Genomic DNA, 12,616 nt, shown 5'->3' on the forward strand with positions numbered 1-12,616 from the left:
GCCGCTTTTCCGACAGGATTCCGCCAACCGTGGCCAAGACTGCTCCGCATGGCTACGACTCCCCTCGCTCCTGCCGCCCCGCCGGGGGCGGCCACCCGCCGCGCGCTCTGGAAAACACCGGACGACCAGCCCGGATACGCCCGCCCGGCGCTCTGGGCCATGACCGTGGCCGCCGCCGTGCTCTATGCCTGGGGGATCAACCACAGCCAGTACCACGCCTTCTACGCGGATGCCGTGCGCAGCATGACGCAGAGCTGGAAGGCGTTTTTCTACGGTTCCTTCGACCCGCGTGATTCCATCACCCTCGACAAATTGCCGGGATTCCTCTGGCCGCAGGCGATTTCCGCCCGGATCTTCGGTTTTCACCCCTGGGCGCTGACGCTCCCTCAGGTAATCGAGGGGGTGCTGAGCCTGCTGGTGCTGCACCGGGTGGTCCGCCGCTGGGCCGGCGCCAGCGCGGCGCTGATCGCCGATGCCGCGTTTCTGCTGACGCCGGTGGCGGTGGGGCTGTTCCGCACGGCCGTGGAGGACCCGCTGTTCACCCTGTGTGTGCTGCTGGCGGCGGAGGCCACCCAGCGGGCGGCGGAGCGGGGGCGGCTGCGCCCGCTGCTGATGGCCGCGGTCTGGGTCGGGGTGGGCTTCCAGGCCAAGATGCTGGAGGCCTGGGCCGTGCTGCCGGCGCTGGCCCTGGTGTATCTGGTCTCGGCGCCCATCGGACGGCGCAGACGGCTGGCCCACCTGGGTGCGGCGGCCGCGGTGGTGCTGGCGGTCTCGGCGTCCTGGACGGCGGCCGTCACCCTGACCCCGGCCAAGGACCGGCCCTATGTGGACGGCACCACCAACAACTCCGCGGTCAGCATGGTGGTGGGCTACAACTTCCTCAACCGCTTCTCCTCGCTGGGCATCAGCGCCGCGTCCACCGGCAGCGTCAGCGCCACCCAGGGCGGGGGCGGACACCACCAGCCGTCCGCCGCGCCGGGCGGGGACCGTGCCACGCCGCCCACCGCCGACGGGTCGTACGGCCGGCGGCCGGCCGGTCAGGGCCAGACGGCTCATGGGCAGACGGCTCATGGGCAGGCCGTTCACGGGCGGACCGGTCAGCAGGCTGATGGACAGCAGGCCGACGGTCAGGCCCCGGCCGCCCGGGCCCCGGGTGGCCCGGGCGGTCCCGGCGGCCGGGGTGAGGACGGCTGGGGGAAGATGTTCGGCCCGGCGCTGGCCGCGCAGACCGGCTGGCTCTACCCGCTGGGCGCCGTCTCGGTGGTCTGCGGGCTGCTGTGGCGCCGGGGCCGGCCGCGCACCGACCGCGCCCGGGCCGGCTTCCTGCTCTGGGGCACCTGGCTGGCCGTGTACTTCCTGGCCTTCAGCGCCGGCAGCGTGGGCGGCCACACCTACTACATGGGCGTGATAGCGGTACCGCTGGCCGCGCTGGCCGGCGGCGGCCTCACCCTGATGTGGCGGTCCTTCCGGGCCGGCGGCAGCCGCCGCGCCTGGGCGCTGCCCGGCGCGGTGGCGGCCACCGCCGCCTGGGGCACCTATCTGGCCGGGCGGTTCCCCGGCTTCCTGCCCTGGCTGGCGCCCACCGTGGCGGTGCTGGGCGCGGCCGCCGTGGTGGTGCTGGTGATCGCCCGCACCGGTGGCGGGCGGCGGCTGGCCCTCACCGGCCTGGCCGCCTCGCTGGCCGCAGTGCTGATCGCGCCCAGCGCCTGGGCGGTGCAGGTCTTCAACCCCCGCTACGGCAGCTCCGGCATGGGCGCCGTCGGCCCCTCCGGAACGGGCGGACCGGGCGGGCACCGCGGCGCCGGGAAGCAGGGCCGGATGCCGTGGGGCGGCGCGCCCGGCGGCAGCGGGGACTTCGCCAAGGGCGGCGGCTTCGGCGGGCCCGGCGGCCGGGGCGGCTTCGGCCAGGGCGACGGCCGGCTCACCGCCGAGCAGCGCGGGCTGCTGGACTACACCACCGCCCACCGGGGCAGGGCCGAGTACCTCTTCGCCACCACCGGCTGGAGCCAGGCATCGCCCTACATCCTGGCCACCGGCGCCGATGTGCTGCCGATCGGCGGATTCAGCGGCCGGGCGCCGTTCCCCACCGAGGCCGGATTCCGGCAGCTGGTGAGTTCGGGCAAGGTGTCCTACGTCCTGGTGGGCACCGAGCGCGGCTTCGGCGCCATGCTTGGTGGGGGCGGGGGCGGCGGCGCCACACCCGTCACCGGGATCACCGACTGGGTCCGCTCCTCCTGCACCCGGGTGCCGGCCGCGTCCTACGGCGGCGACCCGCATGGGCCCGACACCCTCTACCGGTGCTGACCGGCGTCAGCCGCCCTTGGCCGCGGTCAGCGACTCGATGCGGTTGAGGAAGGTGACCCGCCCGCCGGCCGGCCTGGCGGGCACGGTCACCGCCGACTCCGAGACCCGGGTGTAGGTCACCGAGGTGTTCAGCTCCCCGGACAGCAGCGCCTTGGTGCGCGGGTCGGTGACGGCCGGGCGCAGGCCCTTGGCCATGGTGCGCTTCTCGCGGTGGTGCGCGGTGAAGAACACCAGCGCCCCGCCGTCCTTGGTGCGCAGCGCGAAGGGCGGGAGGCCGGGGGCCCCGTCCGGGGTGTCCAGATACTCGGTCCAGAAGCTGGGAGTACGGGCGAACTTGGCGCGGTCCGCCCGCAGTTGGGTGGTGGCCCCGCTGGGGGCGAACACCTCCCCGCCGCCGGTGCCCAGGAAGCGGGTGTACGCGCCGCTGACCGCCGACGGGTCCACCGCCAGCCCGGCGGCGGCGCCCGGCTTCACCGGCACCGGCAGGGCGTAGCCGTCCTTGTCCAGGGCGAAGCCGGGCACCCGCTCCTTGGGCATCAGCGACAGATAGGCCGCCTTCCAGGGGTCCTTGGGCCCATTACGGGTGAAGACCACCAGCCAGCGGTTGCCGTCCCGGTTGCTGCGGGTGTCGGCCAGGAAGAACTTGGGCCACCCGGCCATCTGCGGCACGGTGAAGCGGGCGTCGTCCAGCACCAGTGCCGGATAGCCGGGATTGCCCTGGGGAGTCAGCGCGCGCTGGGCCGTCAGGTCGGCCTTGCCTATCTCCGCCAGCGCACCGGTCTCGACCCGGTCCACCTGGGCCGGGTCGAGGGTGCGGTAGGCGCGGGTATAGCCCTCGGTGAACTCCCGCAGGACCTTGGGGGCCTCATCCCTGGTGAGCGATGGGATGATCGCCCGCTCCCCGTGCACCGTCACACAGCCGGTCGCCACCAGCAGCGGCGGCACGGTCAGCACCACCAGCCACGGAAACAGTCTTGGGCGCGGCCGACGTCGCATCGGGGGTGGCCTCCTTGGGTGCCGCGGAATTCCGGGCAACCCTACCCGGGGCGAAGAACACCGCCGGCGTGGGTACCAGGTACCCGGCCCACACGACGACCTGCGGCCGGGCGCAGGTCGTCCGGCTTCATCGCCCGCGGACCGGGCCGACGGTGGGCGCCGCGGCCTGCGGCGGCAACTGGCCGGATAGCCGGTGTCGGGGTGTCGCGCCCGGCGCATAGCGTGGGCGCCGCTGATGTTCCCCGACCACAGGAGAGCACTCCATGCGAACGCGACTCCTCGGTGCCGCGATCATTGCCGTCGGTCTGAGCGCCCCGTTCCAGGCGCAGGCCCTGGCCCAGCCCCAGAGCCCCGCCGCGCCCGCCAACATCCGGGCCCTGTGGGACAGTTGTGATGCCGCGCTGGACTCACCGCATGAATCGCACACCAACCCGGACGTCATCAATGTGCACGCGGACCTCAAGGGCTGTAAGAAGAAGATGCCCCACTACTCGATATCGGTCACTCTCTTCCGGGAGGGCCACCAGGTCGCGCACAACACCGGTTCCGGCAGCAATAAGTTCAAGGCGCGGGTGGTGGCCAACTGGCCGCCGCCGAAGGGGCAGTGCCACAAGTACTCGGCCAATGCCACGTTCACCATCACCGCCGATGGCCATGCGCACACCACTACGCTGACCAACCACAGCCAAGGCGAGATCTGCATCCACAAGTAGCCGTCGCGCGGTCGTCCAGAGCGGGAGCATGACCCACTACGCCGTCTTCCTGGCCGTCACCGAGCGGCCCGCCGCCCCGGTGCTCGGCCTCACCTCGCTCGCCGTGCCGGCCGGCCGCCTGGCGGAGGCCGAAGCGCGAGCCGCGGCCGCGCTCACCGGGCTGCCGCCCGCCGCCGCATGGCCGGACCTGGCACCGGCCGTACGGCGGTGGCTGGTCGCCGGTGTGCGCACCGTGCCGCACTACGCCGTGGACCATATCGAGGCCCCGGTCTGTCCGGCGGGTCATCCGCTGGCCGACTGCCTCGCCGCCCTCGCCGTCAACAGTTCCCTCAGCGGTATCGCCGGCCGGCCGCGCACCGTCCACCTCACCGGTGGCCGGCCGCCGGCCGATGTGGCCCAGGCCCCCTTCCTGGCCGACGCCCTCGCCGTGCACTCGGCGGCCGGGGCCCGCCACCCGGCCCTGGCCCGGCTCACCACCCTGCTGGCCACCGCCGCCGGGCCCTCCGTCGACGGTTCGCTGCCCGAAGACCAGGACCTCTACCAGGCTTTCGACCGCTTTACGGTGGGTGGCTGCTGAACGGCCCGGCGGTGTACGGAGGTTGTGTCCTCAGGGCAGCGACCACCAGTCGTCGTCATCGTCAGCGATGACCTTGCCGTCGAAGGCGCCGCCGGAGCAGATGGTGTAGGTGTCCCAGCCGAAGGAGACGTTCTTCGGCTGTCCGCCCGCCTCTATGCACTCCACATCGGTGACGGGCTGAGGCGCCCTGGGCGCCGCCGTGGCCGATGCGGCGCCCAGGCCGGACACGGCGAGCAGAAGGGCCGGCGGCACCAGTACGCGGGATACCTGACGTATTCGCATGGGAGTTCCCTCCTCCTGCCGTCGAACGCATGACCTGCTCAGTGTTGTCACCCGCCACTCGCGGCCGCCCGGCCTGCTGCTCCATATGGGGGACCGTCGCACCGCGCGGAGTTATCCGTCCGGCCTTGGGTACTTCCGCCCGATTTGGTGGGCCGATCGCTCTCGGTCATCCATGGGGCGAGTTGATTGAGTCACCGTCTTGGATCCCCGGTCCGGAGAAAGCCGCGGACGGGGTCTTTCCCGGGTGTTCGCGACCGGCCGGCCGTCCGGTGCCGAGCCGCAAGTGATAGCGGAGCGCGGGGTTCACCACAGGTCGCTCCCGATTGCCCCAACTGATGACTCACCTCCGGTAGTTGGCGAAATAGGTTCGACTATCGGACAACGTGGGTGCCGATCGCAACGTCGAACGTGTAGACGATTGTCGTTTCCATTCGCTCGATATCTCGAGGTGATGATGATGCGAGTCAAGGCTCTGGCCGTTCCCTTCGCCGTAGGCATGGCCCTCACCGGGGTTGCCCTCGCCGCCCCCGCGTCCTACGCGGACACCACCGCCGGCGCCATCACGCTGTCGGACACCGACAACGGCACCGCTGTCTCGGTGCACGCCGGGGACACCGTCACGGTTCAGCTGACCGGTTCCACTGGCAACGGGATGACCTGGACCTGGAGCACGCCCACGGCGAGCAGCAGCGATGTGCTGACCCTGACCAACTCGGCGTCGCTGGGCGGCGGCAGTGTGACGGCCACCTTCCAGGCCAACGCCACCGGCACCACGGACATCACGTCCGTCAAGGGCTGTGTGCCGGACCCCGGCCACTTCTGTTCCCACCTGCTGCAGCAGTGGAAGGCCACGGTCACCGTCAACTGACGTGTGATCAATAGAGGTTGCGCCCCGGTCCGTGGCAGCGGGCCGGGGCGTGGCCGCGCTCCGCCGGTCACCGCCGTGGCCGGGCTGCCGTCCGGCCGGGATACCGTGCCCCGTTGCTGGTTGCGGCGTTGTCGGGCGGCCCTGGCACCGGCCATCGGAGGCGCCCGCTACGAGAGGATTGCCGGATGACCGATGTGCGCATAGTCCATGTCTTCTGCGGCCCGGACGGCCGGGGCGGCAATGCCCTGGGGGTGGTCGCCGACGGCGCCGCCGTGCCGGATTCCGCCGGGCGGCAGGCGCTGGCCGCCCAACTCGGTTACAGCGAGACGGTGTTCGTGGACGACGCCGAGCGCGGGGCCGTCGACATCTACACCCCCAGTACCCGGCTGCCGTTCGCCGGGCACCCGCTGATCGGCGTGGCCTGGCTGCTGGGCGGTGACACCGAGGTGCTGCGCCCGCCCGCCGGGCAGGTGCCGGTGCGCCGGGAGGGCGAGCTGGTGTGGATCACCGCCCGCCCGGAGTGGGTGACCGGACGCCGTACCGAGCGGTACGCCTCCCCGGCGGAGGTGGACGCGCTGCCCGCGCCGCCGCCGGGCGAGGGCTGGCTGTACGCCTGGGCCTGGGCGGACGAGGAAGCGGGCCGGGTCCGGGCACGGGCCTTCCCGCGCCGTGGCGACGGAATCACGGAGGACGAGGCCACCGGCGCGGCCGCCCTGCTGCTCACCGGGGAGCTGGGCCGCGCCCTGGACATCCGCCAGGGCGCCGGCTCCCAGCTGCTGACCCGTCCCCTGCCGGACGGCACCATCGAGGTGGGCGGCCGGGTGCGCCGGGCCGCCGCCACCGCTACGCGCTGAGCGGGAAGGCCTCGCCGAGCTGCCGGAAGACCGCCGTGTTGAGCGCGAAGGCGCGCTTGCACTCGTCGATGACCTGCTGTTTCTCCAGGTCGTCCAGGGGCAGCGCGTCCAGCAGCGAGCGGTAGTGGCGCTTGAACTCGGCCGGGTTCCCTATGTCCTCGAAGACATAGAAGCGCACGCCGTCTCCCTTGCGGGCGAAGCCCCAGGTCTTCTCGGCGGTGCCCCGGATGACCTGGCCGCCGGAGAGGTCGCCCAGGTAGCGGGTGTAGTGGTGGGCGATATAGCCGGCCGGCCAGGCGCGGGCGCAGTCCTCGATACGGGCCGCGTAGGCGGCGGTGGCGGGCAGCGGGCGCAGGCCGGTATGCCAGCCCGGGCCGCCCAGGTGGGCCAGGTCGCGCTCCAGCTGGGCGGTGCGGGCCAGCTCGGGACGGATGAACGGGCCCGCCACCGGGTCACCGGCCAGCGCCGCCGAGGAGGACTCCAACGCCCGGTAGACAAACCAGAGTTGCTCGGTGTAGCCACGGTAGGCGGCGACCCCGAGCCGCCCGCCGAGCAGGTGGCTCATGAACGACGAGTTCTCGGCCTCCGTGTGCTGCTGGTGCGAGGCGGTGCGGATGAGCGTGGAGAACGGTGTCGCGGCGGGCGAGTCCAAGGCGGACCTCCGGTGACCAAACGAAGGGCGGAAGATTAGGGTTACCTAAGCCAGATGTTTCCCGACGTGCTGTCGGGAAAACCTTACCGCCGTGAGGTCCGTCACGGCAGGGTCAGGATGTCCGCCCCCGTCTCGGTGACCACCAGGGTGTGCTCGAACTGCGCGGTCCGCCTGCGGTCCTTGGTGACCACGGTCCAGCCGTCCTCCCACATGTCGTACTCATGGGTGCCCAGGGTCAGCATCGGCTCGATGGTGAAGGTCATTCCGGGCTGGATCAGGGTGTCGTGGTGCGGGCTGTCGTAGTGCGGCACGATCAGGCCGGAGTGGAAGGAGGAGTTGATGCCATGGCCGGTGAAGTCCCGTACCACGCCATAGCCGAAGCGCTTGGCGTAGGACTCGATGACCCGGCCGATGATGTTGATACGGCGGCCCGGCTTGACGGCCTTGATGGCCCGGTTGAGCGCCTCCTGGGTCCGCTCCACCAGCAGCCGCGACTCCTCGTCCACCTCGCCGCACAGATAGGTGGCGTTGTTGTCGCCGTGCACGCCGCCGATGTAGGCGGTCACATCCAGATTGACGATGTCGCCGTCGCGCAGCACGGTCGAGTCCGGGATGCCGTGGCAGATCACCTCGTTGACCGAGGAACACAGCGACTTGGGGAAGCCGCGGTAGCCGAGGGTGGACGGGTAGGCGCCGTGGTCGCACATGAACTCATGGGCGACCCGGTCGAGTTCATCCGTGGTCACACCCGGGGCGATGTGCTTGGCCGCCTCCGCCATGGCCTGCGCGGCGATACGGCCCGCGATCCGCATGCGCTCGATCGTCTCGGTGTCCTGCACCTCGGGACCGGCGTACGGCGCCGGGGCCGGCTTGCCGACGTACTCGGGCCGGGGGATGGAGGCGGGGACGGGGCGGGTGGGAGAGAGTCTCCCGGGGGCGAGAAGTGACTGGCCAGACATGTCAGCGAGTGTAGTCAGCGGCTCTCGGGGAGCATGTGGGTGAGCAGTCGGTGAGGAGAGGAGGGCGCGATGGCCCTGTTCAAGCGGCGCCCGGCCGGGAAGCCGGGTGAGTGGTACTACTGCCTGAAGCACCGCGTGGTCGAGGAGGGGCCGCAGTGCCGGGCGGCGGACCGGATGGGGCCGTACGGCACGCGGGAGGAGGCATCCCACGCGATGGAGACGGCACGGGAACGGAATGAGTCCTGGCGCGAGGATCCTCGCTGGAAGGACGACTGACTCCTCGGGTCCGCCGGCCGGGGTCTCCGCCGGTGCGGGGTGACCACTTCGCGCCCGCCCCGCCGGAACGGGGTGGGCACACAGGGCCCGCGGCCGGCCACGCGCCCCGGCCACGCACCCGCCTGGTCCGCCCGGGGCGGAGCCCCGGGCAGGCGCGGCCGCGGCCGGGGTTTCCTCGCCGGGTGCCGCCCGGCGGGCGGTGGTCCGGCAGCCGTGAGGCTATGCCGCGCGGGCCAGACGGACCCGCTGGGCGTGCTCGTCCGTGCGCTGGTCGTAGGAGAGAAGCCTCGGCAGGGCCAGGGCCAGCAGGCCCACCGAGGCCACACAGGCCAGTCCGCCCGCCCAGACGGCCATCCGGACCCCCGTGACAGAGGCCATCGCACCGGCCCGCACCTGCCCCAGCTGCGGTCCGACCGAGTAGGACAGCAGCTCGATCCCGGCCAGACGGCCCCGCAGCTCATCCGGAATGCTCTGGTCCCACATCGCCGAGCGGAACAGCCCGCTGACCGTGTCACAGCCGCCCGCCACCGCCAGCAGGAGCAGCACCAGCCAGATCTCGCCCACCCAGCCCGCCGCGGCCATCGCCAGACCCCAGCAGGCCGCCGCGCCCGCGACCATCCGGCCGTGCCGGTGCACCCGGGTGATCCAGCCGCTGGTCGCGCTGACGGCCAGCGAACCGGCCGCCCCGGCGGCGTACATCATGCCCAGCGCCCAGGGCGCGCCCAGATCGTCGGCGAGGAAGGGGAAGACCGCGTTGGGGAAGGCGAACAGCATGGCGGTCAGGTCCACCGCATAGGTGCCCAGCAGTTCCTTGCGTCCCCAGGCGTAACGGGCGCCTGCCACGATGCCGCGCAGCGAGGGCCGGGCGGCGTCCCGGGACGCGGGCGAGGGGGCGAGGCCCAGGAGAAGGGCGAAGGAGACGGCATAGCTGAGCACATCCAGCCCATAGGACACCCGCAGGCCGCAGTAGGCCATGATCACGCCGGCCAGGGAGGGTGCGGCGACCGCGCCCAGCTGCCAGCGGATGGTGTTCAGGGCGGTCGCCGCGGGCAGTTGCTCATGGGCCACGATGCGCGGCACCAGCGCGTGCAGGGCCGGGCGCTGGAGCCCGTTGAGCGCGCTGGCCAGGGCGGCCACCAGATAGAGCGGCCAGATCATGGGATGCGGCAGCAGCGAGTTGGCCAGCAGGAGGGCGCTGAGCAGGCCCAGGCCCGCCTCGGTCCACAGGATCAGCCGGCGGCGGTCCAGCGCGTCCGCCAGCGCCCCGCCGTAGAGCCCGAAGACGATCAGCGGCACCAGTTCCACCGCGCCGATCGCGCCCACCGCCAGCGTGGAGCCGGTCAGCTCCTTCAGCTGCACCGGCAATGCCACCAGGGTGAGGAAGCTGCCGAAGACGGTGATCAGCCCGGCCAGCCACATCCGGCGGAAGTCCGCCGAGGAGTGCCAGGGGGTGAGGTCGGGGAGCAGGGCGCGCAGCCGTGCCGTGGGAGAACGGGGATGGTGCTCGGTCACGGGGCATCATGCTCGGCGTTCGCCGGGCGGGGCGGCAAACGGTTTTCGCCCCGCCTCACCAGCGGTTGGGCGGCGCGGCCGTCAACTCCTCGGCGAGTCTGGCCAGTTGGTCGCGGAAGCGCCGGCCGGACGGCGCCGGTTCGCCCGCCGTGGCGCTCAGCAGATGCTGCACCAGGGAGAAGTCCGGCTCGGCGGACGGCGGTACGGACAGCGCGTCATGCGCCAGGGCGCGCATCTCCTGGTGCACGCCCTCCGGCGCGCCGTCCAGCGCCAGTACCGTCGCCCCGCCGCGCCGTACATCCTGCACCCGCTCCAGCAGCTCCGCGCCGGGCTCCGCACCGGTCCGCGCCAGCACCACCAGCAGGGTCTCGCCGCGCCCCGCCGCCCGCAGTCGGCCCAGGCCGACCGACAGATGGGCCGGGACGGCGGGCGGCACCCGGTGGCGCACCAGGGTGGGGGACAGCTCCGGCAGCCCGGAGCGGGCCGCCTCCTCGTCCAGGTGCGCGGCCAGATGCCAGGGCTCGTACTCCGCCGTGCCGAGCAGCAGCAGGCCCCCGTCCCGCGTCCCCACGGACTTGCGCAGCGCCCCGGCGAAGCGGCGGGTGGCCTGCAACCACTCGGTTCCGGCGAGCACTTCGCGCAGCAGCGCGACCCGTACGGCGTCCACGCCCCCATCCTGGCGCGCCCGGCGCAGTCGGGGAGCGGGGAAGGGGCCGGCTCACTCGTTAGGGACCCAGCTCGCTCGACAGGGGCCGGGCCGGGGCCGGGGCGGGCGTGACAGTATCGCTGTCATGACTGCTTCTGCTGACACAACAAAGCCCGCGGCAAAGGACCCTTGGGACCTTCCGGATGTTTCCGGCCTGGTGGTCGGAGTCCTCGGTGGCACCGGTGACCAGGGACGCGGCCTGGCCTACCGGCTGGCCAAGGCCGGCCAGCGGGTGATCATCGGCTCCCGGGCGGCCGAGCGGGCCGAGGCCGCCGCCGCCGAACTGGGCCTGGGCATCGAGGGCGCGGACAACGCCGAGTGCGCCCGGCGCAGCGATGTGGTGATTGTCGCGGTGCCCTGGGACGGGCATGCCAAGACCCTGGAGGCGCTGCGCGAGGAACTGGCCGGGAAGCTGGTGATCGACTGCGTCAACCCGCTGGGCTTTGACAAGCAGGGCGCCTACGCCCTGAAGCCGGCCGAGGGCAGCGCCGCCGAGCAGGCCGCCGCGCTGCTGCCGGAATCCCGGGTGACCGCCGCCTTCCACCACCTGTCCGCGGTGCTGCTCTCCGACCCGGAGATCGCCGAGATCGACACCGATGTGATGGTGCTCGGCGAGAAGCGGGCGGACACCGACCTGGTGCAGGCGCTGGCCGCCCGCATCCCCGGGATGCGGGGCGTCTTCGCCGGCCGGCTGCGCAACGCCCACCAGGTGGAGTCGCTGGTGGCCAACCTGATCTCGGTGAACCGCCGCTACAAGGCGCACGCCGGGCTGCGCGTCACCGACGTCTGAGCCCTGACGGTTCACCCCACCGGGCGGCCGCGCAAACGGGGCATGGGGGACAATGGCCGGGTTCAGTACGCGACCGCGCTGCCGACAGGAGCCGCCCCCCATGCCCCGCCTCGCCCGCTACGCCCTCGCCGTCTGTGTCCTCGCGACCGCGGCGGCCGTCGTCTCCTTCGTACGCGGCAGCTGGCTGGGTGTGGTCTGGGTACTGCTGGTGGGCGTCTCCTCCAACATGACCTGGTACTACGTGCGCAAGGCGCGGATGGAGCGGGCCGCCGTCAGCGAGTGATCAGGTAGCCGCCGAGGTCCGGGATCTCCGGGGTGCCCTGCCAGAAGCGGAACAGCCGCTGGCCCCAGTAGGCGTCCCAGTCGCTGACCCCCAGCACCCGCAGCACCGAGTCGATCAGGTCGAAGAAGGCGTTGTTGACCTCGGGGATCCACAGGAAGCCGAACACCGCCAGCAGGCCGAAGGGCGCGAAGGGCTCGATCTGCCGGCGCACCCCGTACGACAGCCAGGGCTCGACGATCCCGTAGCCGTCCAGGCCCGGCACCGGCAGCAGGTTGAGGATGGCCGCGGAGACCTGGAGCAGCGCCAGGAAGGCCAGTGCGTAGCGGACGTGGTCCGGCACCCCGTCCATCGCGTGCAGCCAGAACGGCGCGGTGCACACCGCCGCGAACAGGACATTGGTCAGCGGGCCCGCCGCCGAGATCAGGCTGTGCCGCCAGCGGCCCCGGATGCGGTGCCGCTCGATGAAGACCGCGCCGCCCGGCAGACCGATCCCGCCCATGATCACGAAGACCACCGGCAGCACGACGCTCAGCAGGGCATGGGTGTAGGCGAGCGGGTTGAGGGTGAGGTAGCCCTTGGCCCCTATCGAGATGTCCCCGCTGTGCAGCGCGGTGCGCGCGTGCGCGTACTCATGCAGACAGAGCGAGACCACCCAGGCCGAGACCACGAAGAGGAAGACCGCGAATCCGGGGCTGGCCGAGAAGTCCGTCCAGATCGCCCACAGGGAGACCGCCATGATGGCGACGAGGGCGAGAAAGACGGGACTTACGCGCCGCTCGCCGCGGGTCGCGTCGAATGCCATCTGAGTGCTCCTGGGGTGGGCGCCGGGGAGATTCCGGGCGTA

The 12,616-nt window shown here is 72.3% G+C and carries 15 protein-coding genes; 8 read left to right on the forward strand and 7 right to left on the reverse strand.

Annotated features, from left to right (window positions below):
- Positions 1-48: 48 nt before the first annotated feature.
- A complete protein-coding gene (locus ACIHFE_RS02790; protein ID WP_400103855.1) occupies positions 49-2,304 on the forward strand; it encodes an ArnT family glycosyltransferase in 2,256 nt (751 codons plus the stop codon).
- Positions 2,305-2,310: 6 nt separating this feature from the next.
- On the opposite strand, the gene ACIHFE_RS02795 is transcribed toward ACIHFE_RS02790, so the two are convergent.
- Positions 2,311-3,300 carry a hypothetical protein gene (locus ACIHFE_RS02795; protein ID WP_400103856.1) on the reverse strand — a complete coding sequence of 330 codons (990 nt, stop codon included), beginning with the start codon at positions 3,298-3,300 and terminating at the stop codon, positions 2,311-2,313.
- Between the two features lie 263 nt (positions 3,301-3,563).
- Here ACIHFE_RS02795 and ACIHFE_RS02800 point away from each other — a divergent pair, with 263 nt between their 5' ends.
- Entirely contained in the window at positions 3,564-4,013 is a 450-nt protein-coding gene (locus ACIHFE_RS02800; protein WP_400103858.1) for a hypothetical protein, read from the forward strand.
- 28 nt (positions 4,014-4,041) lie between these two features.
- Positions 4,042-4,590 (forward strand): hypothetical protein, encoded by a 549-nt coding sequence (locus ACIHFE_RS02805; RefSeq protein WP_400103860.1) that lies wholly within the window; start codon positions 4,042-4,044, stop codon positions 4,588-4,590.
- Between the two features lie 30 nt (positions 4,591-4,620).
- Here ACIHFE_RS02805 and ACIHFE_RS02810 read toward each other — a convergent pair whose 3' ends face one another.
- Positions 4,621-4,872, reverse strand: coding sequence for a hypothetical protein (locus tag ACIHFE_RS02810; RefSeq protein ID WP_400103862.1), 252 nt, complete (start codon positions 4,870-4,872; stop codon positions 4,621-4,623).
- A gap of 457 nt (positions 4,873-5,329) precedes the next feature.
- Here ACIHFE_RS02810 and ACIHFE_RS02815 point away from each other — a divergent pair, with 457 nt between their 5' ends.
- Both ACIHFE_RS02815 and ACIHFE_RS02820 read left to right on the forward strand, forming a co-directional pair.
- Positions 5,330-5,740: a hypothetical protein gene (locus ACIHFE_RS02815; RefSeq protein WP_400103864.1), complete on the forward strand. Its 411-nt coding sequence runs from the start codon at positions 5,330-5,332 to the stop codon at positions 5,738-5,740.
- A 185-nt stretch (positions 5,741-5,925) separates the two neighbouring features.
- Positions 5,926-6,594: a PhzF family phenazine biosynthesis protein gene (locus ACIHFE_RS02820; protein ID WP_400103866.1), complete on the forward strand. Its 669-nt coding sequence runs from the start codon at positions 5,926-5,928 to the stop codon at positions 6,592-6,594.
- Here ACIHFE_RS02820 and ACIHFE_RS02825 read toward each other — a convergent pair.
- Both ACIHFE_RS02825 and map read right to left on the reverse strand, forming a co-directional pair.
- A complete protein-coding gene (locus tag ACIHFE_RS02825) occupies positions 6,584-7,246 on the reverse strand; it encodes a heme oxygenase (biliverdin-producing) (RefSeq protein ID WP_400103868.1) in 663 nt (220 codons plus the stop codon). The genes ACIHFE_RS02820 and ACIHFE_RS02825 overlap by 11 nt on opposite strands.
- A gap of 101 nt (positions 7,247-7,347) precedes the next feature.
- A complete protein-coding gene (map, locus tag ACIHFE_RS02830) occupies positions 7,348-8,205 on the reverse strand; it encodes a type I methionyl aminopeptidase (protein WP_400103870.1) in 858 nt (285 codons plus the stop codon).
- A 69-nt stretch (positions 8,206-8,274) separates the two neighbouring features.
- Between map and ACIHFE_RS02835 the strand changes: the two genes are divergently transcribed.
- Positions 8,275-8,481 (forward strand): hypothetical protein, encoded by a 207-nt coding sequence (locus ACIHFE_RS02835; protein WP_400103872.1) that lies wholly within the window; start codon positions 8,275-8,277, stop codon positions 8,479-8,481.
- Between the two features lie 219 nt (positions 8,482-8,700).
- On the opposite strand, the gene ACIHFE_RS02840 is transcribed toward ACIHFE_RS02835, so the two are convergent.
- Together ACIHFE_RS02840 and ACIHFE_RS02845 are read right to left on the reverse strand one after the other, a co-directional pair.
- Positions 8,701-9,993, reverse strand: a complete 1,293-nt coding sequence (locus ACIHFE_RS02840) for an MFS transporter (protein ID WP_400103874.1) — start codon at positions 9,991-9,993, stop codon at positions 8,701-8,703.
- 55 nt (positions 9,994-10,048) lie between these two features.
- A complete protein-coding gene (locus ACIHFE_RS02845) occupies positions 10,049-10,660 on the reverse strand; it encodes a hypothetical protein (protein WP_400103876.1) in 612 nt (203 codons plus the stop codon).
- Positions 10,661-10,784: 124 nt separating this feature from the next.
- On the opposite strand from ACIHFE_RS02845, the gene npdG reads away from it, so the two are divergent.
- Both npdG and ACIHFE_RS02855 read left to right on the forward strand, forming a co-directional pair.
- On the forward strand, positions 10,785-11,489 hold the full coding sequence (npdG, locus tag ACIHFE_RS02850; RefSeq protein WP_400103878.1) for an NADPH-dependent F420 reductase: 705 nt from the start codon (positions 10,785-10,787) through the stop codon (positions 11,487-11,489).
- 100 nt (positions 11,490-11,589) lie between these two features.
- Positions 11,590-11,772 carry a hypothetical protein gene (locus ACIHFE_RS02855; RefSeq protein ID WP_400103880.1) on the forward strand — a complete coding sequence of 61 codons (183 nt, stop codon included), beginning with the start codon at positions 11,590-11,592 and terminating at the stop codon, positions 11,770-11,772.
- Here ACIHFE_RS02855 and ACIHFE_RS02860 read toward each other — a convergent pair.
- On the reverse strand, positions 11,762-12,574 hold the full coding sequence (locus tag ACIHFE_RS02860) for a site-2 protease family protein (RefSeq protein WP_400103882.1): 813 nt from the start codon (positions 12,572-12,574) through the stop codon (positions 11,762-11,764). The genes ACIHFE_RS02855 and ACIHFE_RS02860 overlap by 11 nt on opposite strands.
- Positions 12,575-12,616 lie beyond the last annotated feature (42 nt).

This window comes from Streptomyces sp. NPDC052396 (assembly GCF_044593195.1).
GTDB lineage: Bacteria > Actinomycetota > Actinomycetes > Streptomycetales > Streptomycetaceae > Streptomyces.

Excerpts from the sequence above, each read along its gene's own strand:
- ACIHFE_RS02790 (WP_400103855.1), top strand. The coding sequence starts at position 49 with ATGGCTACGACTCCCCTCGCTCCTGCCGCCCCGCCGGGGGCGGCCACC.
- ACIHFE_RS02795 (WP_400103856.1), bottom strand. The coding sequence starts at position 3,300 with ATGCGACGTCGGCCGCGCCCAAGACTGTTTCCGTGGCTGGTGGTGCTG.
- ACIHFE_RS02800 (WP_400103858.1), top strand. The coding sequence starts at position 3,564 with ATGCGAACGCGACTCCTCGGTGCCGCGATCATTGCCGTCGGTCTGAGC.
- ACIHFE_RS02805 (WP_400103860.1), top strand. The coding sequence starts at position 4,042 with ATGACCCACTACGCCGTCTTCCTGGCCGTCACCGAGCGGCCCGCCGCC.
- ACIHFE_RS02810 (WP_400103862.1), bottom strand. The coding sequence starts at position 4,872 with ATGCGAATACGTCAGGTATCCCGCGTACTGGTGCCGCCGGCCCTTCTG.
- ACIHFE_RS02815 (WP_400103864.1), top strand. The coding sequence starts at position 5,330 with ATGCGAGTCAAGGCTCTGGCCGTTCCCTTCGCCGTAGGCATGGCCCTC.
- ACIHFE_RS02820 (WP_400103866.1), top strand. The coding sequence starts at position 5,926 with ATGACCGATGTGCGCATAGTCCATGTCTTCTGCGGCCCGGACGGCCGG.
- map (WP_400103870.1), bottom strand. The coding sequence starts at position 8,205 with ATGTCTGGCCAGTCACTTCTCGCCCCCGGGAGACTCTCTCCCACCCGC.
- ACIHFE_RS02835 (WP_400103872.1), top strand. The coding sequence starts at position 8,275 with ATGGCCCTGTTCAAGCGGCGCCCGGCCGGGAAGCCGGGTGAGTGGTAC.
- npdG (WP_400103878.1), top strand. The coding sequence starts at position 10,785 with ATGACTGCTTCTGCTGACACAACAAAGCCCGCGGCAAAGGACCCTTGG.
- ACIHFE_RS02855 (WP_400103880.1), top strand. The coding sequence starts at position 11,590 with ATGCCCCGCCTCGCCCGCTACGCCCTCGCCGTCTGTGTCCTCGCGACC.
- ACIHFE_RS02860 (WP_400103882.1), bottom strand. The coding sequence starts at position 12,574 with ATGGCATTCGACGCGACCCGCGGCGAGCGGCGCGTAAGTCCCGTCTTT.